The sequence below is a fragment of the Tumidithrix helvetica PCC 7403 genome (assembly GCF_965232925.1).
Classification (GTDB): domain Bacteria; phylum Cyanobacteriota; class Cyanobacteriia; order Pseudanabaenales; family Pseudanabaenaceae; genus Tumidithrix; species Tumidithrix helvetica.
On the sequence record NZ_CBDDRA010000002.1, the window covers coordinates 1 to 23,253 of the forward strand.

At 47.6% G+C, this 23,253-nt stretch carries 21 protein-coding genes, 1 other RNA gene and 1 pseudogene; 9 read left to right on the top strand and 14 right to left on the bottom strand.

Annotated features, from left to right (window positions below):
* Both ACP2WE_RS01815 and ACP2WE_RS01820 read right to left on the bottom strand, forming a co-directional pair.
* Positions 1 to 168: pseudogene (locus ACP2WE_RS01815) on the bottom strand (ISKra4 family transposase); the annotation flags it as partial.
* 55 nt (positions 169 to 223) lie between these two features.
* Entirely contained in the window at positions 224 to 388 is a 165-nt protein-coding gene (locus tag ACP2WE_RS01820) for an Eco47II family restriction endonuclease (RefSeq protein ID WP_425214213.1), read from the bottom strand.
* A gap of 197 nt (positions 389 to 585) precedes the next feature.
* Here ACP2WE_RS01820 and ACP2WE_RS01825 point away from each other — a divergent pair, with 197 nt between their 5' ends.
* Complete coding sequence (locus ACP2WE_RS01825) at positions 586 to 1,203, top strand: DNA-3-methyladenine glycosylase family protein (protein ID WP_425213899.1); 618 nt, start codon at positions 586 to 588, stop codon at positions 1,201 to 1,203.
* Positions 1,204 to 1,286: 83 nt separating this feature from the next.
* On the opposite strand, the gene tkt is transcribed toward ACP2WE_RS01825, so the two are convergent.
* Positions 1,287 to 3,281 (bottom strand): transketolase, encoded by a 1,995-nt coding sequence (gene tkt / locus ACP2WE_RS01830; protein WP_425213900.1) that lies wholly within the window; start codon positions 3,279 to 3,281, stop codon positions 1,287 to 1,289.
* Between the two features lie 513 nt (positions 3,282 to 3,794).
* On the opposite strand from tkt, the gene ACP2WE_RS01835 reads away from it, so the two are divergent.
* The gene (locus ACP2WE_RS01835; RefSeq protein ID WP_425213901.1) at positions 3,795 to 3,998 is read left to right on the top strand and encodes a DUF751 family protein; all 204 of its coding nucleotides are present in this window, start codon (positions 3,795 to 3,797) and stop codon (positions 3,996 to 3,998) included.
* A 108-nt stretch (positions 3,999 to 4,106) separates the two neighbouring features.
* Here the strand turns inward: ACP2WE_RS01835 and ACP2WE_RS01840 are convergent, their stop codons facing one another.
* Positions 4,107 to 4,325 carry a hypothetical protein gene (locus ACP2WE_RS01840; protein ID WP_330482293.1) on the bottom strand — a complete coding sequence of 73 codons (219 nt, stop codon included), beginning with the start codon at positions 4,323 to 4,325 and terminating at the stop codon, positions 4,107 to 4,109.
* A gap of 215 nt (positions 4,326 to 4,540) precedes the next feature.
* Here ACP2WE_RS01840 and rbfA point away from each other — a divergent pair, with 215 nt between their 5' ends.
* Positions 4,541 to 4,951, top strand: coding sequence for a 30S ribosome-binding factor RbfA (gene rbfA, locus ACP2WE_RS01845; RefSeq protein ID WP_425213902.1), 411 nt, complete (start codon positions 4,541 to 4,543; stop codon positions 4,949 to 4,951).
* Positions 4,952 to 5,072: 121 nt separating this feature from the next.
* Here the strand turns inward: rbfA and rpsB are convergent, their stop codons facing one another.
* The 4 genes from rpsB to ACP2WE_RS01865 form a co-directional block, all read right to left on the bottom strand.
* Positions 5,073 to 5,858 carry a 30S ribosomal protein S2 gene (rpsB, locus tag ACP2WE_RS01850; protein ID WP_425213903.1) on the bottom strand — a complete coding sequence of 262 codons (786 nt, stop codon included), beginning with the start codon at positions 5,856 to 5,858 and terminating at the stop codon, positions 5,073 to 5,075.
* Positions 5,859 to 6,059: 201 nt separating this feature from the next.
* Positions 6,060 to 6,740 carry a hypothetical protein gene (locus ACP2WE_RS01855; protein WP_425213904.1) on the bottom strand — a complete coding sequence of 227 codons (681 nt, stop codon included), beginning with the start codon at positions 6,738 to 6,740 and terminating at the stop codon, positions 6,060 to 6,062.
* Between the two features lie 71 nt (positions 6,741 to 6,811).
* Positions 6,812 to 8,365 carry a peptidoglycan-binding domain-containing protein gene (locus ACP2WE_RS01860; RefSeq protein ID WP_425213905.1) on the bottom strand — a complete coding sequence of 518 codons (1,554 nt, stop codon included), beginning with the start codon at positions 8,363 to 8,365 and terminating at the stop codon, positions 6,812 to 6,814.
* A gap of 13 nt (positions 8,366 to 8,378) precedes the next feature.
* On the bottom strand, positions 8,379 to 9,206 hold the full coding sequence (locus tag ACP2WE_RS01865; RefSeq protein WP_425213906.1) for a YaaW family protein: 828 nt from the start codon (positions 9,204 to 9,206) through the stop codon (positions 8,379 to 8,381).
* Between the two features lie 171 nt (positions 9,207 to 9,377).
* Between ACP2WE_RS01865 and menD the strand changes: the two genes are divergently transcribed.
* Positions 9,378 to 11,258, top strand: a complete 1,881-nt coding sequence (gene menD, locus ACP2WE_RS01870; RefSeq protein WP_425213907.1) for a 2-succinyl-5-enolpyruvyl-6-hydroxy-3-cyclohexene-1-carboxylic-acid synthase — start codon at positions 9,378 to 9,380, stop codon at positions 11,256 to 11,258.
* Between the two features lie 61 nt (positions 11,259 to 11,319).
* On the opposite strand, the gene ACP2WE_RS01875 is transcribed toward menD, so the two are convergent.
* Positions 11,320 to 11,988 carry a TetR/AcrR family transcriptional regulator gene (locus tag ACP2WE_RS01875; protein ID WP_425213908.1) on the bottom strand — a complete coding sequence of 223 codons (669 nt, stop codon included), beginning with the start codon at positions 11,986 to 11,988 and terminating at the stop codon, positions 11,320 to 11,322.
* Between the two features lie 222 nt (positions 11,989 to 12,210).
* On the opposite strand from ACP2WE_RS01875, the gene ACP2WE_RS01880 reads away from it, so the two are divergent.
* Positions 12,211 to 13,182 carry an NAD(P)-dependent alcohol dehydrogenase gene (locus tag ACP2WE_RS01880; RefSeq protein WP_425214214.1) on the top strand — a complete coding sequence of 324 codons (972 nt, stop codon included), beginning with the start codon at positions 12,211 to 12,213 and terminating at the stop codon, positions 13,180 to 13,182.
* An 8-nt stretch (positions 13,183 to 13,190) separates the two neighbouring features.
* Here ACP2WE_RS01880 and ssrS read toward each other — a convergent pair.
* The 3 genes from ssrS to pyk form a co-directional block, all read right to left on the bottom strand.
* Positions 13,191 to 13,375, bottom strand: a non-coding RNA gene (gene ssrS, locus ACP2WE_RS01885) — 6S RNA.
* Between the two features lie 194 nt (positions 13,376 to 13,569).
* Positions 13,570 to 14,040, bottom strand: coding sequence for a low molecular weight protein-tyrosine-phosphatase (locus ACP2WE_RS01890; protein ID WP_425213909.1), 471 nt, complete (start codon positions 14,038 to 14,040; stop codon positions 13,570 to 13,572).
* A gap of 67 nt (positions 14,041 to 14,107) precedes the next feature.
* Entirely contained in the window at positions 14,108 to 15,871 is a 1,764-nt protein-coding gene (pyk, locus tag ACP2WE_RS01895; protein ID WP_425213910.1) for a pyruvate kinase, read from the bottom strand.
* Between the two features lie 370 nt (positions 15,872 to 16,241).
* Here pyk and ACP2WE_RS01900 point away from each other — a divergent pair, with 370 nt between their 5' ends.
* Positions 16,242 to 17,819: an NAD(P)H-quinone oxidoreductase subunit N gene (locus ACP2WE_RS01900; protein ID WP_425213911.1), complete on the top strand. Its 1,578-nt coding sequence runs from the start codon at positions 16,242 to 16,244 to the stop codon at positions 17,817 to 17,819.
* 293 nt (positions 17,820 to 18,112) lie between these two features.
* Here ACP2WE_RS01900 and rpaB read toward each other — a convergent pair whose 3' ends face one another.
* A complete protein-coding gene (gene rpaB, locus ACP2WE_RS01905) occupies positions 18,113 to 18,844 on the bottom strand; it encodes a response regulator transcription factor RpaB (protein WP_425213912.1) in 732 nt (243 codons plus the stop codon).
* 498 nt (positions 18,845 to 19,342) lie between these two features.
* Between rpaB and bchD the strand changes: the two genes are divergently transcribed.
* From bchD to ACP2WE_RS01920, 3 genes are all read left to right on the top strand, one after another.
* Positions 19,343 to 21,358 (top strand): magnesium chelatase ATPase subunit D, encoded by a 2,016-nt coding sequence (gene bchD, locus ACP2WE_RS01910; protein ID WP_425213913.1) that lies wholly within the window; start codon positions 19,343 to 19,345, stop codon positions 21,356 to 21,358.
* A gap of 63 nt (positions 21,359 to 21,421) precedes the next feature.
* Positions 21,422 to 22,105, top strand: a complete 684-nt coding sequence (locus ACP2WE_RS01915) for a DUF1995 family protein (RefSeq protein ID WP_425213914.1) — start codon at positions 21,422 to 21,424, stop codon at positions 22,103 to 22,105.
* A 20-nt stretch (positions 22,106 to 22,125) separates the two neighbouring features.
* The gene (locus ACP2WE_RS01920; RefSeq protein WP_425213915.1) at positions 22,126 to 22,584 is read left to right on the top strand and encodes a DUF29 domain-containing protein; all 459 of its coding nucleotides are present in this window, start codon (positions 22,126 to 22,128) and stop codon (positions 22,582 to 22,584) included.
* 35 nt (positions 22,585 to 22,619) lie between these two features.
* Here the strand turns inward: ACP2WE_RS01920 and ACP2WE_RS01925 are convergent, their stop codons facing one another.
* The gene (locus tag ACP2WE_RS01925; RefSeq protein WP_425213916.1) at positions 22,620 to 23,252 is read right to left on the bottom strand and encodes an HAS-barrel domain-containing protein; all 633 of its coding nucleotides are present in this window, start codon (positions 23,250 to 23,252) and stop codon (positions 22,620 to 22,622) included.
* Position 23,253: the final 1 nt, after the last annotated feature.

The following is a 23,253-nucleotide window of genomic DNA, read 5'->3' on the forward strand; positions in this document are numbered from 1 at the left end:
AATTCCTACGTTTGGACTTACATTTTCCAACATCTGCTCTCTTACTGCTATTTCTATCCCTTCTAGCGTTTTCAACTGCTCTGCATCTTTGGTTTCCGCATTCCGATACAAGATTTCAGCGATCTCTCTTGTACAGGCTTCTAGTCTTTCTTTGTCTTCTGGACTCATTGTTTTATAGGGCTTAACTTTGATCTATTATCCCACTCTGCTTTGCTAAGTATTTCTACTTATTACCTAATTGAGATGCTCCCAACGTCAATTTGATGGGATCTATTAGGTTTTCACTGAATTTCGTTAAATTAATATTGAATCTGTATTTTTGAACAGTTTCTTGAACGTGGTTATAAATGTCGTCGTTACTTATAAAGCCAAGATTGTAATCACGCATATTTTCTTTTTGCTGCACATCATCTTTTATCTGAATCTTGACATATGAGTATTTAGTATACTGAATTTTTAGGACAGACTATTGAGTGCAAGTTTAACTCCTTTTATGACGTTGGATGGTTTTATAGTTGCCTTGATTATTCTATAGGTCGTAGTGCCGTCACAATTTGCTCTGCTGAGATAGCCCCGTCGAATGATATGCAACATGTTGAAGCCGTAGATTTTTTACAGAAGTCAGACCCCATACTTGCCGAGATTATTGCTCAAGTCGGAGCATGTCGTTTAGGTGAAGAGAGAGTGGAAGGAGATGTCTTATCTGGATTGGTGCGATCGATTCTCTATCAGCAACTGTCTGGTAAAGCCGCAGCGACTATTCATCAAAGATTTCTACAACTTTATCCCGATCGCTTACATCCCACTGCCACAGATATTCTGAATACTGACGATGATGCTTTAAGAGTGGTAGGAATTTCGCGACAAAAGATTGGATATCTCAAGGATTTATCTCAAAAAGTAATCGATGGATTACCGAGTCTCGCAGAACTAGAGAAAATGGATGATGAAGCGATCGTCAAGACCCTGACCGAGGTCAAAGGCGTGGGACGTTGGACAGTACAGATGCTATTAATCTTTCGGATGCATCGCTTGAATGTCATGCCTGTGGATGATTTAGGCATTCGCATGGGTATCAAAAAAGTGTATGGCTTGGACGAGCTACCCAATAAAAAACAAATAGAAGTCCTCGCTCAAAAATGGCAACCCTATTGCTCGATCGCTTCGTGGTATCTATGGCGCAGTTTGGAACTTAAGGCATAATTGCGAAAAGGAGCTAGGAATTTAGCAGAAGTACTGCGTTCCTAGCTCCTCAATTTTTAATCTAGATTCTCAACAGAGAACGATTAGCCAAGCACTTTGCGGCTGGTGGCAATCACGTTATCGACGGTAAAGCCAAACTTCTCGTAGCAAATAGGACCTGGTGCAGAAGCGCCATAGGTATCAATTCCGATCACGGCTCCTTCAGTACCGACATACTTATGCCAGCCCATCGTCGAACCAGATTCTACGGAAACACGCTTCTTCACGGATGGAGGAAGAACGGAATCCTTATATTCTTGGGTTTGCTCTTCAAACAGTTCCCAGCAAGGAAGTGAGACGACGCGAACAGCTTTACCTTCTGATGCGAGGGTTGCGGCTGCTTTGGTTGCCAACTCTAGCTCGGAACCTGTAGCAATAATGATGAGTTCGGGATTTGCAGCATCGACGACCACATAGCCACCTTTCGCCACACCTTCAACCGATGTACCAGGAAGGTTTTTAACATTCTGACGGGTGAATGCCAAGAGAGAAGGACGTTTGCGGTTGGCGATCGCGACTTCATAGGCACCCACGGTTTCTTTGGCATCCGCAGGACGCAATACCAACAAATCTGGGATTACGCGAAGAGAAGCTAAGGTTTCCACAGGTTGGTGGGTAGGACCATCTTCACCTAGCATGATCGAGTCATGGGTCATGATGTAGATCGCACCAACTTGTGACAATGCCGACAGGCGAATAGCACCACGCATGTAGTCAGCAAACACCAAGAAGGTAGCACCGTAGGGAATCAATCCACCATGTAACGCCATCCCATTCATAATTGCGCCCATGCCATGCTCGCGCACGCCAAAGCGGAAGTTACGACCTTCGTAAGAGCCCGCTTGGAAGTCAGGAACACCCTTGACATAGGTCATATTGGAGTGAGCCAAGTCAGCCGAACCTCCGAGAAACTCAGGTAGGACAGGGGAAAGAGCATTCAAACATGCTTCGGACAATAGACGGGTAGAGGTTTCTTTTTGGGTGACAGGTTCGAGCGCCTTTTGCCAACCATCTGGTAATTCCCCAGCCATAATCCGCTTAAATTCAGCAGCTTCAGTAGGATAGGCCTTTTCGTAAGCAGCAAAGCGTTCGTTCCATTCTGCTTCGGCAGTAGCACCCTTGTCGATCGCTTTTCTAAAGCGCTTGAGAGCATCTTCAGGTACGACAAAGGGATCGTAGGTCCAACCCAAGTTGGCACGGGTAGCGGCGACTTCATCCGTACCGAGGGCTGCCCCATGCACGCCAGCAGTACCAGCTTTTTTGGGCGAACCATAACCAATGGTGGTGGTGACAACAAGTAAGCTAGGCTTATCGGTAACTTTCTTGGCTTCTTCGATCGCCTTGGCAATGCTGTCTAAATCTTCGTTGCCGTCAGCAACATATTGAACGTGCCAACCGTAAGCTTCATAGCGCTTACCGACATCTTCGGTAAAAGCAAGATCGGTGCTGCCGTCAATGGAGATACTGTTGCTGTCATAGAGCATGATCAGCTTACCTAGTTTCAGGTGACCGCCCAGAGAGGCTGCTTCCGATGCAATCCCTTCCATGTTGCAGCCATCACCTAAAATCACATAGGTATAGTGATCGACGATATTATGACCTGGTTTGTTAAAACGTGCGGCTAAATGCGCTTCCGCGATCGCTAACCCTACCGCGTTGCCCACACCTTGCCCCAAAGGCCCTGTGGTGACTTCTACGCCTTCGGTTTCAAAGTTTTCTGGATGCCCAGGGGTTTTACTGCCCCATTGGCGAAATTGCTTAATTTGATCTAGGGGTACGCTATCGTAACCAGTCAGGTGCAATAGGGAATATTGCAACATGCAACCGTGACCTGCCGACAGCACAAAGCGATCGCGGTCAACCCATTTAGGACTTTTGGGATTGAACTTAAGAAATTGGTCGAATAGCACAAAAGCCATTGGAGCCGCACCCATAGGCAATCCTGGATGACCAGACTTTGCTTTTTCTACTGCGTCTATGGATAAAAAGCGAATTGTGTTTATGCAGAGTTGTTCTAAAGTTTGGGTTGCCGCAGCCATAATTGTCTTTTACCTGAGTTTATACCTAGCTATATTCTCACCCAAGCTTGACACCAAACAATAGAAATTTTTAATTTTCGTGGGTTTTGGTACCAACTGCGATCGCTTTGGTATGTTTAGATCGTTTTAATATCAGATTTATGCGAGGTAAAGATGACGAATTCTCAAATCTATGGTTAGAAATCTCCTAAAAGGGTCTGGTAGGATCTGTTTAGGATTTGGTCGATCGCTCGATCGCGAAGAAATTTATTTCAAGGCTCATCTTCAAGGTCGCTGAGGAATTACGAAAAAATTCCAAAAAGCTCAATTTTCCCTAGGGTGAGCTTTTCGTTTAAAGTTTTAGTCTTAAAGTTTGTGGAATTCTACTACCTAAGTCCTACTAAAATTAGAGTTTGGGATTGAACTTTAATTTACATAGCCTCTCATCTAAAATCCCCATCTATCACACAAGGGATTTACTCCCTAAAATATTCAGACTAGAGATTTAGCCCCTAGATAAAAACTAGATAAAACATGAAAAACTTTTTTAACAACCTCCTCCGCTACCCTAAATTCTTGGCTTTAATTACAGCGGGAGTGCTTTCGATCGTGATTCAGCCCATTGTGCCTTTGTTAAAACGACCACTTACGGCGATCGTGCTCATCATTGCGCTTGTGAGCGGCTTTATTGGGGTATCTCTAGTTTTACGTGCCATGCTGGGATTGGATGCAATTTAGTGAAGAACGAAGCATTCGAGACCTACAAGCTCTCAGGGATTACGAAGAATGATGTCCGAATGCTTTGTTCTTAAAGTTAAGCCTTAAAGTTAAGAAGCGATCGCAAACTTAAAATGCTTTACCAAGACCAAGACACACGCCAGGTGGGCAATCACAATTCGGCGATTGGCTGCTGTTGCCATCTTGATGACCCATTAAATATGCCATCTCTGCAACTTTTACGCTCAAGTTGGTCAAAGCCAAGGCAACATAGGGATCTAAAGGCTCGGTGATATCCATATATAGCTTTTCAATAGAACGAATAAGGGGCTCTGGAGCTTGAATCATAAGTCCTCCTAACACATCATAGGTACGTTTTACGTAAGCATTCGCTCTTGCAAATATGGAAATAATGAGTATAAATGCTTGTTAGAACTATAGCTTTGATATCAGAGTAAACTGTAATCAGAGATACGAACATCCATCTTTTTGCCATATTGCTAGCAGTGGTATCGCGCTAAGTATTGATAAATATACGTTCTAGGTTTTGAGGTTGAGATTTTATGGCTACTAGTCGGCGAGTTGCACGCGTTGCAGAACTAATCAAGCGAGAGGTTGGGAGCATGCTGCTGCAAGAAATTAAAGACGATCGCGTGGGCGTAGGCATGGCAAGCGTGACCGATGTGATTGTCTCAGGCGATCTCCAACATGCCAAGATTTTTGTGAGTATTTACGGTACGGACGAAGCCAGAGCCGAAACCATGGAAGGACTATTGGCATCCACAGGCTATGTGCGACGAGAAATTGGGCAAAGATTATCGTTACGGCGCACACCAGAAATTGTGTTTGAAGAAGATCGTTCGTTTGAGAGAGGCGTAAAAGTTCTATCTCTGATCAATCAACTCAGCCGCGATCGCGAAGAAAAAGAAGCTAGCAATCAAGGTTCTGATAGTGAAGAGAATTCGTTACTCTAGATTGAAGATAACAAAAAAGAGCGTTCGGGGATTTAATCCCCGAACGCTCTAAATACTATTGAAACTATCGAATCGATCGATGAAACGGAAAAGCTAGATGTACGATAAACGCATCAACGCTTTAGGCTTCAACTTCGCTCTCTTCTTCAGCAACAATTTCTTCCTCAGCCGCGATCTCTGCATCTTCTGGAACATCGTAGGCATCATAGTCAACTTCATCAACTTGACCGTGACGACCTTCGTAAATTGCATCAGCCAGTTTGCCCACGATCAGTTTGATCGAACGGATGGCATCATCATTCGCAGGAATAGCGATATCCACAGTGTCAGGATCGCAGTTGGTGTCTAACATAGCCACAATAGGAATTCGTAGCTTTTGGCATTCTTGAACGGCGTTATACTCGCGCTTTTGGTCGATAATCACCACAATGTCTGGGGGCTTGCGCATGGTCTTGATCCCGCCCAGATATTTTTGGAGCTTTTCCATTTCACGGCGCAAAACGGAAGCTTCTTTTTTGGGAAGGCGATCTAAAGCACCGCTTTCGTCGCGACGTTCTAGATCTTTTAAGCGCTCGACGCGAGTTTTGATGGTCGTCCAGTTGGTGAGCATACCCCCCAACCAGCGTTGGTTGATGTAGTAGCTACCGCAGCGTAGAGCTTCTTGGGCAACGATCCCAGCGGCTTGACGCTTTGTACCGACGAACAATACCTTTTTGCCCTGTTCGGAAGCTTGGCGCATGTAGTTATACGCTTCATCCATATACTGGGCGGTTTGCACCAAGTCAATGATGTGAACACCATTGCGTTCGGTGAAAATGTATGGTTCCATTTTGGGGTTCCAACGACGCGTTTGGTGCCCAAAGTGAACTCCTGACTCTAGCAACTGGGCTAGGGAAACAACTGGCATATATGATTTTCTCCTTGTGTTCGGGTTTATCCTGGCACTTGGGCGTATTTTTGGCAGTTTGCTGTTCGTTCTTGGCTGTTAGCTGTTTGGCGCTAAATGCTAATGACTAACCACTACTTGCCGATAAAACACCCGAATCCCCAAGTGTGTGTGTATTTTTTCAGCTTTTCTAGTCTACACCAATCTGCTCAAAACCGTTTCTTAGGAACCCTGCCGAATTTTGACGATCGCTGCTCCAGTCACTACCGCGTAGATCGGCAAAAAGCCTATAAAGAAAAACAATAAGCTAAGCAAACGGGTCTCACCCCTTAAAATCGGAATCACGGCGATCGCGGCGGCAAGCATCAGGCCAACATTCACCCCAATCCACCACATCGATCGAGGCAGCGATCGCCGCAAAATTAACCATTGCAATATGCCTAGTAGTAAACCTGAGAAAGCTACCCAAACGGTAGCCATCGCCAATGCTGGCAGATGGACTAAAAAGGAAACCTCTTCAAAGCTGCCGTCTAGATTACCGATGACGCCCGATACGGGCATATAGGCCAGCTCACCGAGAGCGATCGCCACGACCGTCCATCCAACTGTGCTTGCCAGAATCCACCAACCCGAACGTTTAGTGAGTTTGCGCACAACAAACCATTGCAAATAGCCAATCGCTGCCCCAAAAACGATCGCCCCAATTAGGATCGCCCCGAAAATAATACAGCCCGTTGCTAGAATATTCTGGCGGCAAAAGCCAAAGGACTGTAGGGTAGGTCCTAAAAAATATAGACCGACGAGACTGGCGGGAATGCCAAACACATTACCGATCAGAAAGCCACTGATCGTGCATAACACCCAGCGCCACCATAGCCCCACGTCTGATAATTGTGGTTTCATTGACATCTGCGTGTTACTCAGTCTAACTAGACAATTTGTAAAGGAAGTATGAAGTATAACAAGATTACGAACTAAATCAGCTCTTCTGTTACCACCCGTCGAACGATCTCTGTTACCGCTGTTGCCATGCGGGCATCGACTTCCAAAGCTTCTTGGATCGGATCGTTGAGTTGCTTGGCGGCGCGTAGCGTGAAACAAAAAGATCGCAACTTTCCCCCATTTGAATTTTTTGTAAGCCGATCGGCAAATTGGACGAAGGCGGTGTAGGTGGCTTCAGTCCGATCGCGAATGAGGCTACGACCAAAACCCATTTTTGAGATCACCACAGGGGCGCTGATTTGATTTTGTAACCCTAGGGTGGCGATCGCCGCATCGACATAACGGGCTGTATCCATACCCATAATACGGACGAGGGTTTGGAGGCTATGCCACTGGGCCCCAGGCAGACGCGCTGTGGCTGGGATAGCGTGATGCCATCCTAGTAGGGAGATAAAACGGGTGAGATCATAGGCGGATAGGGTATTGCTCCCACCATTTTTGAAATGGGTTTCGGTGGCGGGCGGTAAAATTGTACGCTTGGTATTTGGGTCTAACAAAACGGGCTGACTGATATAGGGCGGTTCGCCATATAACCCTTTAAACTCTAGGGCTTGATTGCCTGTCACTTGCTGTACCCATCGATCGAGCTGGGAAGGCGTGGCAAATTGCTTGCACATGGCTGCCAAAGCATTGGAAGTCAAGGCTCCAACTTCCTCGTAACTAACAATTCTTTGGAGGACTTCTGCGATCGCGATCGAACCTTTTTGTTTTTGAGCATCGGTAACGAACAAACTGGCGATCGCGGTCTTGGGGGCAACTTGATTTGCTTTCGAGATCAAGTGCAAAATTGCTAATATCTTGGTAGAACTCCAAAATTCTACGTTTTTGAGCATATTTTTGCCCAACCAGCGGGTCATGATATGCCCATCCACCAAACTACCGATACAGACACAAGCCTCAGTGATATCTTGGTGCAAAAAATTAAGGCTGAGGTTATCGATCGGGGGAATTACCCCCAAATTAGGATAGGGTGTGAATCTTACGCGGAGGTTTGTGCTTGCCAACATAGCAATTTGACCGTAGGAAGCGATGGCGATCGCGGGCAAAGTAGCTAAGCGGTTGGCAAATTGACCGATCTCCTGTTTAAACGGAGAAGCAGGGAAGCTATAGCTCGCAGAGTCATTCGTGACGGTAGAGCCATTTACGCCTCGATCTAAAATGGCAAGATGCTCTTCGGTTAAGAATTTCTGCTGTAACAGAGCATCTTGAATTTTTGAGAATTTTTGAAAGATGCGATTGGAATTGCTAGCGAGATCGAGCACGATCGCTACGACTTCAGGAATGCTCAGGAGACTATTTACGGCAGGATTGGAGCGATCGTTGAAGTCTATGCCTAGCTTTGGATCTAAACCCATATCTAAACTTAGAGCGTCACTAAACTGAAATAGGGCTGATTGCGTGTACTGCCCCAAGATCCCATCTACGCCAGCGTCATATAGCCCTAACTGCTGTAGATAGCTCTGCACGTGGGTGACGAGGTCAGGATTGGCTTTTAAGCGATCGATCGAGGGGGCAAGTGCTTGCATAGGATGAATTGCTTTAATAGTCTCTCAGCAAGCGAATTTGCGCCAAGGTGAAAATAACGGGAATAATGCGACTGTAGTTGGTTGCGATCGCCCGCCAACCCAAATCCGCAAAAAACAATCCCCATAAAGTTGGCGTAAGCAGAGCAAAGGCAGTACGAGCGGCGGAGTATTGGGTGGCTGCTGCCACCATGCCTCGTTTTGCCAGGTAAGTAGATAGGTATGCCTGCAATCGCGTCGCGATCGCTGTGCCTCCAGCTTTGAGTGCCTCCCGACCGACTTGATAGGTGGCAAAATGCCAAGCCATTTGTCTTGCAATCAAGAGCATGACCGCAGGCTTGACCACAGTCGTCACTGCCAAGGCACTGCCCCCTTTAAGCACCAGACTGATGGGGTCGCGTTGGAGGTCGCGGGGCAGGGACTTTTGCAAATCTGACTCAGTGAGGGCAGATTGCATCGAAGCATTGAGGCTATTTTGCTCTGAGGGTGACATGCGTTGCCAAGAGCGACTAATGAGGCACAAAAACAGCTCTGATTCGATCTCGGCTACGGTCTGAGTGGCGGAGTATTTAACCTTTAGATGCTGACAAACACGCTCCAAAACCTGACGATAGCTGACTTGAGCCGTTTTTCTCTTTAAGACTGTAAAGCCATCAGCCGCCAAAAATTTGAACCGCTCGATAATTGCCGCAATTAACTGCGATCGCTCCTGACTTTGCACCTGCGCGACGGGTGGCATGGCAAAATAGTCAATGGGATTAAATTTTCGCCTAAATAGAATGTCAGCAATCCGATCTAGTTCATCATCGGTTGCTAAGGCTAAAGCAGAACTTAACTCATCCATCGGCTTCCTTCTCACCTGTATTTTTTAGGCTACTTGCTAGACGCAACTTGCCAGTTGATACTTCCACAATCATACTCACGTTTACACAATTCTATCGTCGCTAAGATTACTCTTACCCCCAGCAACGCAAAAGTTATTTCATTCGTCATCCAACCCAATCTATCACTCTAAATGAACACAGCAAACCGTAATACCCTGTGGGCAAGTATCGTAGCGGAAGAACTCTATCGGTCTGGCGTTCGTACCATTTGCATTTCGCCGGGTTCGCGCTCTACGCCCTTGGCGATCGCGTTTGCTGCCCTACGATCGCAGGTAGAAGGTTTGGAGATTTTGATTCACATTGATGAAAGATCGAGTAGTTTTTTTGCCCTTGGGTTAGCAAAAGTTCGATCTGAGCCTGTGGTTTTGCTCTGTACCTCTGGGTCGGCAGCGGCAAACTATTACCCTGCGATCGTGGAGGCTTACTATAGCGGCATCCCCCTCGTGATCTTAACTGCCGATCGCCCACCAGAACTGAGAGACTGCGGAGCAGGACAAACGATCGATCAGATTAAGTTGTATGGAAATCACGTCCGTTATTTTTTTGAAGTGGGGACACCCGCCATATCAGGAATGCGGCTGCGGTATTTGCGATCGCTGGTTGGTCGCGTGGTGAGTATGGCAGAGGGTAAAGCCTATACCTTGGCAGGACCCGTGCATCTCAATTTTGCCTTTGCCGATCCCTTAATCCCTGTCAAGGTGACGGACGATCTGCCCGAGGATTTAGAAGTTTCCGATCCCACGGCATGGCATGGTAGACAAAATGTCGAGCGTTCCGAGCAAACTTCAGATCGAAGCCCAATCCCAAGCCCATCTCAACGTCAAGCCTATGTGCAAACGGTCACAGGCAGAATGATTTTGAGTACGGATGCGATCGCCACCCTTGCCAACCAAATTACCAGCCATCCTCAAGGTGTAATCGTTGTGGGTGTCTATGACGCTCCTGCGAGTTTTGCTAAAGCAGTGCGGAGATTGTCGCAGGCAACGGGCTATCCTTTGTTGGCAGAGTCCACGGGGTTAGATCGGCGGGGTGCGATCGGGCATTACGATAGCTTTTTGCGATCGCCGCAGTTTTGCCAAACCTATGCCCCCGAGTTGGCGATCAGGTTTGGGGCGATGCCCACATCTAAGCGCTATCAGCTTTGGCTAGAGCAGCATATTCAGTGTCAGCAAATTATTGTGGGGACGGGGAATAACGACCCCACCCACGGCTTAACCCAGTCGATTTACGCCAACCCGATCAACTTTTGCGATCAACTTGCCGATTATCTCGAAAACTACACCCTGCCCAGTTGGCGAGATCGCGACCAAAACAAAAAATGGCGGCAGGGGTTTGAACGTGCAGAAAGTATCGTGAGCGCTGCGATCGCCGAGTTTCTCGCCTCGGTCGATGAGTTGTTTGATGGCAAGGTGTTTGCCGAACTGGGGAAGTGGTTACCAGCCAACACGCATATTTACATTGCCAGCAGCACGCCGATCCGCGATCTAGATACCTTTTTTCACAGTCAGCAACCGATCAAAGTCTTGGCAAATCGTGGTGCGAATGGCATTGATGGCACGCTGTCCAGTGCCTTGGGGGCAGCATGGGGATGCGAGGAACCGATGCTGTTAATTTGTGGCGATCTGGCTTTTTATCACGACCTCAATGGGTTGATGGCGGTAAAAAAATACAACGTGAATCTGACCGTAATCTTGCTGAATAACGATGGTGGCGGCATTTTCGATCTATTGCCGATCGCGAATTTTGAGCCACCCTTTGAAGAATTATTTGGCACGCCCCACGGACTAGATTTCGCCCCGATTGTCACAGCCTATGGCGGCGAATTTGTGGAAATTAAAGATTGGCAGCATTTTCAACAGGCAGTTTTAGATTCTTTGCAGCGATCGGGAACGCAGGTGTTAGAGGTCAAAAGCGATCGCAAACAGAATAAGGTGCTACATCAGATGCTTTGGTCAAGAATCTCAGATCTAATCGATCGCAGTTTTAAAGCTCCTCCGCAAAGTCCAATGTAGAAGAATTCATTCACTTTGATTGCTAAGAAGCGAACTTAACTATACTGACGCAAATCGATTATCAGGCGTTGTGTCGAAACCTATCGAGTCCATTGAGAATCAATTCCAGCCCGAACTCGAAATCATGAATACCATTATAACGACCCTCCATAACGTAATGTGTGAGCTGGTTCATATAGGGGTATTTGTCAGCGGGGATGAGCGAAAGTCCATGCGCTGCTGCTTCCGAATAATCCGACTCATTGATGGGAAAGTTCAGCTCCTGAAGCGTGAACCCATAGATGTGACTATCGATCGCATTCCACGCACGATCGGCCATCTCTAATGAAAATCCCGCCTCATACAAACAGCCTAGGGTCGCATCTATATAGCGCAACATCGCTGGTCCCACATTGAGCCGTGACATCAGCTCCATTGCTGCCCAAGGATGACGTAACAGAACCTCGTGAGCTGAGTTTGCCCGTCGCCCTATCGCTATCTTCCAATCAATGCCAAGCTCAGGCACCTCGATCTCACCAACCACAATGTCCACAAGCCCATCCAGCATGTCGTCTTTGTTGGCAACGTGGTTATAAAGCGACATCGCCTGAACGCCAAGCTCCTGAGCCAGTTTTCGCATCGAGAGCGACTCCAGCCCATATTCGTCAGCGAAGCGCATCGCTGCACGTAAAATTCGTTCTCGACTCAACGGAAAGTGGGGCAAAGTATCTAAGTTGCTCGTTTTATTCATCTCACCTGTCTTGAATTGCGCTATAGCTGATAGCGCCAATCTATCCTTAGAAGGATCTATCCGCTTACTATCTTGACAAACTTACGCCGTAAGTTATGCTTACACTGTAAGCATAACTTATGAGTAGCTAGCACCTAAGTTATTTCCATCCAAATGGGAGAAAAAGCTATGACAACGAATACCCTTGCTCCTGTCCAAGGCGATCGCAAAAGCAATGACAAAATGAGTGCGATCGTTCAGACCGAGTATGGTTCAACGGATGTATTGAGTTTGCAAGAAGTTGACAAGCCTGTCGTATCAGACAATGGCGTACTGGTAAGAGTTCGCGCCGCCGCTGTTCATGCTGGCGACTGGCATCTGATGCGTGGGACTCCATTCCCGATCCGCTTCATTTTTGGCGGGATCCTGAAGCCCAAAATCAAGATCATCGGTACTGATGTGGCAGGACGGGTCGAAGCAGTTGGCAAAGATGTCACCCAGTTTCAGATTGGCGATGAAGTTTTTGGGGATCTAACTGAATGTGGTTTCGGCGCATTTGCCGAGTATGTCTGTGCCACCGAAGCAGTCTTGGCGTTTAAACCCACCACGCTCTCATTTGAGGAAGCGGCTACTGTTCCTGTGTCAGCCCTTGCCGCTTTACAGGGACTGCGAGACTATGGGCAGATTCAGGCTGGACAAAAGATCTTAATTAATGGTGCATCTGGTGGTGTGGGTTCGTTTGCGGTACAGATTGCCAAGGCATTTGGGGCGGAGGTGACTGCTATCTGTAGCACGAAAAAAATGGAGATGGTGCGATCGCTTGGTGCAGACCATGTAATTGACTACACGCAAATAGATGTGACTAAAAACGGTCGGCATTATGACCTAATACTTGACGTAGCTGCCTACCGTTCAGTTTTCGACTATCTGCCAATCTTGCCTCCTCAGGGATCCTACGTCTTGGTCGGAGGCTCTACCGCTCGACTTTTTCAAGTGCTGTTTTTCGGATCTTGGATTTCGAGACTCAGTCGCCGACAAGTAAAATGCTTGGTTTCAAAACCAAATCAGGCGGATCTGTTAGTTTTGAAGGATCTGATTGAACCAGGAAAAATCACACCCTTTATCGATCGCCACTACAGCCTCAGCGAAGTGCCAACCGCAATTCGTCACATCGAAGAACGGCAGGTGATGGGGAAAGTGGTCATTCGTATATAAAAAATTAAAACCCCTCCGCAACGCCGTCTTACCGCAGTTTTTGACCCGGAATAACCAGGTGGAGGCAGAACACTTAGCTAACTTAAGTTCCCAAATACTTGTCTGGTTTACTGGTGCTAAGAAGAGGACGCCTCCTCAAAAACAATCATAGATCAAGAAACATTGTTGGTAGTCACGCACGCCACAGAGAGGCAATTACCAATATAAGCCCTTATTTGCCTATCGATCGATGACTTTGCCGTTTTTCTGTCCTGAGAAGTACAAGATGCGAAACATTTGCGTCAAAAAGTTTTGCCAAGCCCGTGATAGACCTACGCGAATGCTTCAGGCGATATCGCCTGAAGCCATAGGAATTTTTATCCCATAGAGATCAATGTATTTACAAGATTAGGCTTGAGGTAGGGATTTTAATAGACCATCACAGGCATCAAAGAGTAAATCGATCGCGTAATCGAAACCTGAAACTCCACCATAGTAAGGATCGGGAACTTCGCGATCGCTGTGGGTTTGGCAATAGTCACACATCATTTTGACCTTGTGGGCATATTTCCCACTGGGGTCGAGGGACAAAATATCGCGGTAGTTATGCTTGTCCATCGCCAAAATCAGGTCGAAGTTTACCAAGTCACTCGGTTCAAACTGACGCGCTGAGCCAACCAGCGTTAAGCCCCGTTTTTGTGCCGCCACATTCATGCGCCGATCGGGCATCGCGCCGACATGATAGCCCGCCGTACCCGCTGAGTCGCAGGTAATCCGATCGCTGAGCCCAGCTTTCTCAACCAGATGATTCATGATGTTTTCCGCAGAGGGCGATCGGCAAATATTCCCCAAGCAGACAAACAGAAGTTTTTGTGTCATTGCTTCTTCTTCTCTGAATTTATATAGCGATCCTTAATTGTTTGTGAATGCAATGGGATTCCAGTCCTTAACCGATCTCGTCAGATTTAGAACCTGTATAAATTAGACCCTTGCGGAAATTGATACTGAGTGGCTCGCCATCGCGGATATTGCTGGTGGCATTCTTGACGCCAACAATAATGGGAATCCCTAGCTTTCTACCAATGACGACAGCATGAGACTCAAGACTAGATTCTTCGGTCACCACGGCTGCTGCCTTGCGAATGATATCGACGAAATCTGCATCGGTGCGATCGACCACTAAAATCTCACCTTCGTTAAAGTCCTTGACATCCAAATAATGGAAAGCAACTCTTGCTCGACCATTAACGATGCCTTGCCCGATACTCAGTCCTTTACCCACCACCGACGAGACAAACTCTACCTTAATCAAATCCGTCGAGCCTGCTACACCTTGCAGCGTGCCTGCGGTCATCACGACGAGATCGCCTGCTTCTACGAGTCTCCGTTCTTGGGCGAGATTTAAGGCAGCTTCAAAATTTTGACGTGCTGAGGGCAGAGACAACACCATCAAAGGCTGCACGCCCCAAACCAGTTGTAATTGACGGGCGACATCGACTTGAGGCGTCACCGCCAAAATTGGGATGGGCGGACGAAACTTACTGACATTACGGGCGGTAGAACCCGTTTTGGTTAGCGTCAAGATCGCGGCGGCATCTAATTGGGTGGCAATGCGACCCACCGCTTGGCTAATGGCGTTTGGCACAGAGCGCCCCGAACTTTCTACGGGATGGAGATTGTGCTCTTTTTCAATGCGCAGCGCAATTCTAGCCATGGTCTCTACGGCTTGGACGGGATACTTTCCAACCGCAGTCTCATTGGAGAGCATGACCGCATCCGTGCCGTCGATAATCGCATTGGCAACGTCGGAAATTTCAGCGCGGGTGGGGCGAGGGTTGCTCACCATGCTGTCAAGCATCTGGGTTGCCGTGATTACAGGGATCCCCAATCGGTTGGCAGTACGAATTAATTGTTTTTGTAGTAGGGGCACGTCTTCGGCGGGGACTTCTACACCCAAATCGCCTCTGGCGACCATCACCCCATCACACACCGAGAGGATTTCCTCCATGCGCGCGATCGCTTCGTGTTTTTCAATCTTGGCGATCACGCCGACATGCCGACCTGTTGCGGCAATAATTTCCTTGATTTCTAAGATGTCTTCGGGGTTGCAGACAAAACTCAGGGCTACCCAGTCAACGCCTTCGCCTAACCCAAACTGGAGATCTTCGCGATCCTTTTCAGTCATGGCTTTGACCGAAAGGTGTACGTTGGGAAAGTTAACCCCCTTGCTATTGGACAGTACGCCGCCAACCACAACGCGGCAATTTAGGTCTTCGTTTTCTAAATCTACGCTTTCGACGATCATTTCAACCTTGCCGTCATCCAGCATGATCGTGGCGTTGGGTGGTATTTCTCGCGCTAAATTTTCGTAGGTGATCGAGCTGCTTGCCTGCGTACCAGGGATTTTACGGCTGGTGAGCGTAAAGCGATCGCCTTTGTTGAGGTAGATCGAGCCATCGGTAAATTTACCCAGTCGAATCTTAGGACCTTGTAAATCTTGGAGAATCCCCACGGGTTGGTTAAGCTCGCTGGAAACCTGTCGAATCATGCAAACACTACGGTGATGATCGGCGTGAGTCCCGTGCGAAAAGTTGAGTCTAAATGTGCTAGCACCTGCTTCGATCAATTCTCGAATTACTTCTGGACTGCTAGTAGCAGGGCCAAGGGTGGCGACGATTTTTGTGCGGCGAAATACTTCTCTGACTGTCATTTGGGTTAAAAGTTTTAAGGAAAAGCAAATGTAGGCTATTTGTTGCTTTTGCCTTCACTAACATACCAAAATCTATGGCGATCGGTTGTCAGTTATTCAGAAAAAGCTGTCAAGAGGCTATTTGCTGTTAATGATTAGCTGCTTGTTAGTTGTCAGTTGTCAGTGGCAATCACCTAAATACTAATTACCGATAACCCACGAACCGATAACTAAATAACCCATAAACAATTACCTTTTTTAAATCAGTCCTAAACTGCCTGTGTCACAAGGCTTTCCCGAAAAGCTAAAGGCTAATCGCTAATCGCTAATAGCTTTTAACCCCAATTCACAGATACAATTCTTAATTAGCAACAACCTAAGTAATTAAAGTATGGATTTAGCAAGTCTCAATGCCCTGCTTAACACTGGTGTGATTCTGCCCGAACTCATTGTCATTGTGACGCTTGTGGCAGTTTTGGTGGTCGATCTTGTCTCGTCTGGTCGCCAATCATCCAAGTCTTTGTCTTATATTGCGATCGCAGGTCTAGTGGGATCTGTGGTAGCACTTGTGTGGCAATGGACAAATATCACCAACCCGATTTCCTTTATTGGGAGCTTCAACGGAGACAAACTCAGTATTATCTTTCGCGCCATCATTGCAGCCTCGGCTTTGCTGACCGTCATGATCTCAGAGCGATATCTGCAACAGTCTGGTGTCGTAGTAGGTGAGTATCTTGTGATCCTGCTTACGGCTACGGTTGGGGGGATGTTCCTCGCTGGCTCTGACGAGATGGTGATGATCTTTGTTGCATTAGAAACCCTGAGTATTGCCTCCTATCTTTTGTCGGGCTATACCAAGCGCGATCCGCGTTCAAATGAAGCTGCCCTGAAATATTTGCTTGTGGGTGCATCGAGTTCGGCGATTTTTCTCTATGGCATGTCTTTGTTATACGGACTGTCTGGCGGTGAGACGACCTTGGAAGCGATCGCGGCAAAGATTGCCGAAAGTGGCTTAAGTCTGATTATTGCCATGGTATTTGTGATTGCAGGGATCTCCTTCAAACTATCGGCAGTGCCTTTCCACCAATGGACTCCCGATGTGTATGAGGGATCGCCTACACCTGTGGTTGCCTTTTTGTCGATTGGCTCGAAAGTTGCAGGGTTTGCCCTTGCCCTACGGTTTATGCTGACTGCCTTCCCGCTGGTTACGGCTCAGTGGCACTACGTGTTTGTGGTGCTGACGATCTTAAGCATGGTGCTGGGTAATGTGGTGGCGATCGCGCAAACCAGTATGAAACGAATGTTGGCTTACTCTTCGATCGGGCAAGCTGGATTTGTGATGTTGGGGATGGTGATCGGCACAGAAGCTGGCTATTCCAGCATGGTTTTTTACCTGTTGCTCTACCTGTTCATGAACATGGGTGCTTTTGCCTGTGTGATTCTGTTTGCGTTACGCACGGGCACAGACCAAATTACGGAATACAGCGGTTTGTATCAAAAAGATCCCCTGCTGACGCTTTGCCTGAGCGTATGTCTCTTGTCCTTAGGCGGGATTCCACCCTTGGCAGGTTTCTTTGGCAAAATCTATATTTTTTGGGCAGGCTGGCAAGCTCAAGCCTATGGTCTAGTCATTCTGGCGCTAACCATGAGTGTGGTCTCGATCTACTACTACATTCGTGTGGTCAAGATGATGGTGGTTAAAGAGCCACAAGAAATGTCTGATTCTGTCAAAAACTATCCTAACATTACCTCTGGGAGTACTGCATGGTCGGCAATTGGGATGCGTCCTTTGCAGGTTGTCCTCATCCTGACTTTGGTCTTTACCAGTTTGGCAGGAATTGCCTCCAATCCCTTATTCACCTTAGCAAACCAATCGGTTGAAGGTACGAATTTTTTGCAGTCGGCTGCTCCCATAACGCAACCCGTTGCGGCCTTGACTCAGCCATCTGATCAGATTCTGGTTAAGTAATTCTCACGAAAATTCATCCATTCCGATAAAAAAGGAGCAGTTTATACTGCTCCTTTTTTGCTTGTTCGCTCTTTTTTAATACCATTTTCAAAAAATGATGCAACGCATCTTTTTGAAAAAAACGCGCTCAGCGCGGAATCTAAAACCTGATCTGTCGCAAATATTTAGGAAATTGGTATAACGTGAATTCGGGTTAAGGACTTCGGAGCAAAGCAGTCCAACTTGTTGGAACCGAAGAGTTTTATCCCCCTGCCTTGCAACAGGGGGAGATGCAGAGATCTAGTTTCCTACCCCTAAGCCTCAGATCCAGCTTCTACAATTCTTTGGAATAGATAGCCCGTGCCGCGTGCCGTCAAGATCAGTTCGGGATTGCTGGGATCTTCTTCAAGTTTGGCGCGGAGGCGAGAGATATGCACGTCTACCACCCGCGTATCGACATGACGCTCGGGTGTATAGCCCCAAACCTCTTGCAGAATGTCAGAGCGAGAAAAAGCCTCCCCTGATTTACCGACCAGTAATTCTAAAAGACTAAATTCCATTCCCGTGAGTCGAATGCGCTCATCGCCTTTATAGACCTGACGCTTGTTGGTGTCGATCTTAATATTGTTGATGTGAATCACGCCCGAACTAGGAATGCCCGAAGTCCCGTTGCGATCGAATCGACGCAATACAGAACGAATGCGAGCTTCTAGTTCTTTGGGTGAGAATGGTTTGACTACATAATCATCTGCCCCCAATTCCAATCCCGTAATCCGATCGGCAACATCACCAAGCGCAGTCAGCATAATGATGGGCACGTCAGATTCTTTGCGTAGTTCTTGACAAACTCCATAGCCATCTAACTTAGGCATCATGACGTCAAGCACAACTAGATCGGGGACTTCCTTCCGAAAAGTTTCAATAGCTTCCTCACCATCTGCGGCGGTTACTACTTCGTACCCAATCATTGAAAGCCGTGTTTCTAAGATGCGACGAATGCTAGCCTCATCATCGACAACTAAAATCTTTTCCTTATGACTTTCCAAGCTATCTCACGCTCCAAATTATTCTGCTAGTTTGCAAAAGTTGATATTTACACTTCTTAATCAATGCTAAATGATGCAATGAAAATATCGGTGAAATTCAGCTTATTTTTAGGCTATTTGTGAAGGTTTAAATATTTTTAATTCGTGTTTATACCTTTGTGTCTGTAAGTTTACAAGAAATCCGTAACAGTAATTCCAAAACAAAACTTAAACTTTTTTAAACTTCTGACAAAATGCGATTTTCTTCATTTATTAGGACTCACACAATAGGCTTGCCTAAAAACATGCTAAAAGATCGATCTTTTTGGATTGGGTTGCATCTAAACATCTTTTCGTAATTTTCAGATCCCACGCGCTTTGAGTCAAGAACTTTCGTTCTTCGCGAATCTATATAAGGTCTAAGTTTCATACCTGCGATCGAATCGCTATGTCTTGATGGTAGGTTAGTGTGCAGGTAAAAAATATTTTCGATTTCCTTATAGGTTCCTTTGTAAGTACATGGTGCAAGCATTCACACCTTCTCTAGGCGCTCCTTTGGCATTCCCTCTTGCCGCAGTGGTCGGACAGGACGCGATTAAAACAGCATTACTTCTGGCTGCGATCGATCCGACGATTGGAGGTGTGGCGATCGCTGGGCGCAGAGGCACAGCCAAGTCCGTCTTAGCTAGAGGATTGCACGCGCTGCTGCCACCCATTGAAGTTGCGATCGGTTCTATTAGTAATTGCGATCCGACCAAGCCTGAGAATTGGGATGATGCCTTGCTCAAAGCCACCGCAGGCTTGTCCCCCGAACAGGTGGATACCCAAGTCATTCCCGCGCCCTTTGTCCAAATTCCCTTGGGCATCACCGAAGATCGACTGCTGGGGTCGGTTGATGTCAGTAAGTCCGTGCAGCAAGGGCAAACCGTATTTCAGCCCGGGCTATTGGCAGAAGCCCATCGCGGCGTTTTGTATGTCGATGAGATTAATTTGCTCGACAACCAAATCTCGAACCTACTGCTTACGATTTTGACATCAGGCTATAACCAGATCGAGCGCGAAGGCATTAGCTTTCAACATCCCTGCCGCCCTTTGTTAATTGCTACCTATAATCCCGAAGAGGGCAATCTCAGCGAACACCTGCTCGATCGCATTGCGATTACCCTATCTGCCGATGGCGTGCTGTCTTTAGACGAACGGGTGGAAGCGGTAAATATGGCGATCGGCTATGCCAGTTCGCCCACCGACTTTCTGGCACAGTACGATGAAGACCTTGATAACCTGCGCACGCAGATTGTACTGGCACGCGAGTGGCTCAAGGATGTGACGGCAACCTCTGCCCAGATTAACTATCTCGTTAGTGAAGCCCTACGCGGAGGCGTGCAAGGACATCGCGCCGAATTATTTGCCCTAAAAGTTGCCAAAGCTGCCGCTGCCCTTGATGGCAGAACCACGGTGAATGCCGATGACCTCCGCCAAGCCGTAGAACTGGTGATTGTGCCGCGATCGACGATTCGCCAAGATCAAGCGCCGCCACCGCCACCGCCACCCCCCGATACGCAAGAGCCTGAAAGCAATTCCGAAGAAGATCGAGAAGACCAAGACGAGCCCGAAGAGTCTAGCGATCCGCCGAGTTTGCCCGAAGAATTTGTCTTCGATCCTGAAGGCGTAATTCTCGACCCCTCCGTGATGTACTTTGCCCAAATGGTGAAGCGTCAAGGTAAATCTGGAGCACGAAACCTGATCTTTTCGCAAGAACGGGGACGTTATATTAAGCCCGTACTACCTCAAGGCAAAGGCGATCGCATTGCCGTCGATGCCACCCTCCGTGCTGCCGCCCCCTATCAAAAAGCCAGACGCAGCCGCAACCCCGATCGCAAGGTGATTGTCGAGAATGTCGATATTCGCGCTAAACGCCTCGCCCGTAAGGCGGGGGCATTGGTCGTATTTCTAGTGGATGCGTCCGGCTCGATGGCATTAAATCGCATGCAGTCTGCCAAAGGCGCTGTATTGCGCTTGCTCACCGAGGCATACCAAAATCGCGATCAGATTTCTCTGATTCCGTTTCGCGGCGAAAAAGCCGACGTGTTATTGCCTCCGACCCGTTCGATCGAAGCAGCGCGCAGACGCCTAGACCAATTGCCCTGTGGTGGCGGTTCGCCCTTGGCGCATGGACTCACCCAAGCGGTACGGGTCGGTGTCAATGCCCAACAGTCTGGGGATGTCGGACAGGTAATGATCGTGGCGATTACCGATGGCAGGGGCAATATTCCCCTAGCGAGATCGCTGGGTGAAACCATCGATCCTGAAGTAAAGCCAGATATTAAAGCGGAGTTACTGGATATTGCCAAAAAGATTCGGGCGCTAGGTTTATCTTTACTCGTGATCGATACCGAAAATAAATTTGTCTCGACGGGGTTTGCCAAAGAACTCAGTGCTGCCGCAGGGGGCAAATACTATCACCTGCCCAAAGCCACCGACGAAGCGATCGCCAATATGACCCGCAATGCCATCAGCGACATGCGATCGTCCTAGATTTGAGCATCCAATATCCCTAACCATCAAAAAACGATAACTGACAACTTCTTAACCCACTTTATGTTGCAAATACCTGAAAGTCTTGAAGATGCCACCGCACAAGCGATCGCCGCTTTAAATACTGGATTAGATGCTGGACTCACAAGAATTCTGCTCGATCTGCGCTTTACGGAGCTAAAGCCTCTCCCGATCGCCTATCAGATTGCCACCAACTTTAGCCAACGCTTCGGACAGGAATGGCAAGCCATCTTTGCCGATGCTGGGGCAGCAGCACTGGCGAAACGCGATTGGGCGGATTTGGAAGTCTCCATGCGAGGCGTGAATGAAGGTCGCGCCGCCATTCGTCCTGAAGACAAAGCTTTTTTATTGGTCGCGCCTAGCTCCGTGGAAGTGACGCAGGTGGAGAAATTATTGGAATTGGCAGGCGATCGCCCCTTTGTCATGTTCAATCCCCGCCTAGAAAATAGCGAAGTTGGCGTAGGTTTGGCAGCGCGTAAAATGCGAGAACGCTTTCTCAATACCTTTGAGGTTTGCTATTTCATTCAGCCCTTAGAACAAGGGGCTCTGTGGCGTTGTTACCCTCAAGCTTGGCAAGTCTGCGAACAAACTGAGTCTGGTATGCAAACGATCTTAGAAACTGAGCAACGCCCGAGCATCGATGATATAGACCGCGTTTTCATGAAAAAAACAGGGAAGCAGACCTCATTTTTAGTCAAACTACAGCAATTCTTTAAGAATATGTAGAATTTATCTCGGCCAAAACCATGAAAGATTCCCTTTATGAAACCGACTTTTATGCTTGGACAAAAGAACAGGTGGAACTATTGCAAAAGCAGCAGTGGCAGACCCTAGACCTGTCAAATTTAATTGAGGAAATTGAATCCTTGGGAAAGCAGCAACGGCAAGAACTCAGAACTCGTTTGGGCATTTGGATCGGACATTTGCTCAAATGGCAGTACCAACCTGAGCGTCGCAGCCGAAGTTGGCTGGCAACAATTCGCGTGCAACGTCGAGATTTACAGGAACTACTGGAAGACAATCCCAGCCTAAAATCTTATCTGCAAGAAGCTTTACCGAAAGTCTACAAGAGCGGTACAGATCTGGCTGTAAGGGAGACAGATTTACCTTACAAAACCTTTCCCAAAGATTGTCCCTATAGGTTCCTTGAGATTCTGAATGATGATTTTTATCCTGGAGCATCGGGTGTGGAGGACTTTATTTGATTTCTAGCGAATTGTTCGCTTTTTAACCCTAGGTTTTAGGGGTGAACTTGGCTGAGAATTGCCCCTAGTCTGTCGTAGTCATCCTTGAGTAAAATTCCCAACTTGCGTCCTGCCTCCACCAACCAAGGGCGATCGCATTTTCTAATCTGATAGACATCCCGTAAAACCGCCGATACCAACTCATCGACGGGGGCGCTAGACATTTGCGTTAGGGTGCGCAGGAAATAGAGTTCTTCCGAAAATCGCACGATCTCCTCTGCCTCGCAGGCATAGACCGCCTGATGAATCTGAGGAGGTTGTGCGGGGAGATGTTGATAGACCCTGCCCCCCGAGACAAAACCCAAAAGCACGACCTTGATCTCCGTTTTGAGCATGGCAAAAATCTGGGGTTGCTGTTCTCTCAACTCGTTCAGCGATAGTCCTAGCGCTACCGCTCGATGGACGGAGTCAATCGGTACAGTCGTGGCGTGGTAGACCACACCATAGGTAATCGCGCCTTCATTTTCTTGCTGGGGCGACTTTACCCAACTGCCAAAGGCGGGCATGAGTGGAAAGCTCAAATCGTCTGGTTCTAGGCATTGCGCCACAAACTCTGTGGTGGCCGTGGCAACCACCTCAGCAATGTGATTGGGTTGAAGGTGGCGGGTTTGAGGCAGGGGTAAGCGCATA

Bases quoted from the DNA above. Each gene is read 5' to 3' on its own strand.
- ACP2WE_RS01820 (WP_425214213.1), bottom strand. From the start codon at position 388: ATGCGTGATTACAATCTTGGCTTTATAAGTAACGACGACATTTATAAC.
- ACP2WE_RS01825 (WP_425213899.1), top strand. From the start codon at position 586: ATGCAACATGTTGAAGCCGTAGATTTTTTACAGAAGTCAGACCCCATA.
- tkt (WP_425213900.1), bottom strand. From the start codon at position 3,281: ATGGCTGCGGCAACCCAAACTTTAGAACAACTCTGCATAAACACAATT.
- ACP2WE_RS01835 (WP_425213901.1), top strand. From the start codon at position 3,795: ATGAAAAACTTTTTTAACAACCTCCTCCGCTACCCTAAATTCTTGGCT.
- ACP2WE_RS01840 (WP_330482293.1), bottom strand. From the start codon at position 4,325: ATGATTCAAGCTCCAGAGCCCCTTATTCGTTCTATTGAAAAGCTATAT.
- rbfA (WP_425213902.1), top strand. From the start codon at position 4,541: ATGGCTACTAGTCGGCGAGTTGCACGCGTTGCAGAACTAATCAAGCGA.
- rpsB (WP_425213903.1), bottom strand. From the start codon at position 5,858: ATGCCAGTTGTTTCCCTAGCCCAGTTGCTAGAGTCAGGAGTTCACTTT.
- ACP2WE_RS01855 (WP_425213904.1), bottom strand. From the start codon at position 6,740: ATGAAACCACAATTATCAGACGTGGGGCTATGGTGGCGCTGGGTGTTA.
- ACP2WE_RS01860 (WP_425213905.1), bottom strand. From the start codon at position 8,365: ATGCAAGCACTTGCCCCCTCGATCGATCGCTTAAAAGCCAATCCTGAC.
- ACP2WE_RS01865 (WP_425213906.1), bottom strand. From the start codon at position 9,206: ATGGATGAGTTAAGTTCTGCTTTAGCCTTAGCAACCGATGATGAACTA.
- menD (WP_425213907.1), top strand. From the start codon at position 9,378: ATGAACACAGCAAACCGTAATACCCTGTGGGCAAGTATCGTAGCGGAA.
- ACP2WE_RS01875 (WP_425213908.1), bottom strand. From the start codon at position 11,988: ATGAATAAAACGAGCAACTTAGATACTTTGCCCCACTTTCCGTTGAGT.
- ACP2WE_RS01880 (WP_425214214.1), top strand. From the start codon at position 12,211: ATGAGTGCGATCGTTCAGACCGAGTATGGTTCAACGGATGTATTGAGT.
- ACP2WE_RS01890 (WP_425213909.1), bottom strand. From the start codon at position 14,040: ATGACACAAAAACTTCTGTTTGTCTGCTTGGGGAATATTTGCCGATCG.
- pyk (WP_425213910.1), bottom strand. From the start codon at position 15,871: ATGACAGTCAGAGAAGTATTTCGCCGCACAAAAATCGTCGCCACCCTT.
- ACP2WE_RS01900 (WP_425213911.1), top strand. From the start codon at position 16,242: ATGGATTTAGCAAGTCTCAATGCCCTGCTTAACACTGGTGTGATTCTG.
- bchD (WP_425213913.1), top strand. From the start codon at position 19,343: ATGGTGCAAGCATTCACACCTTCTCTAGGCGCTCCTTTGGCATTCCCT.
- ACP2WE_RS01915 (WP_425213914.1), top strand. From the start codon at position 21,422: ATGTTGCAAATACCTGAAAGTCTTGAAGATGCCACCGCACAAGCGATC.
- ACP2WE_RS01920 (WP_425213915.1), top strand. From the start codon at position 22,126: ATGAAAGATTCCCTTTATGAAACCGACTTTTATGCTTGGACAAAAGAA.
- ACP2WE_RS01925 (WP_425213916.1), bottom strand. From the start codon at position 23,252: ATGCGCTTACCCCTGCCTCAAACCCGCCACCTTCAACCCAATCACATT.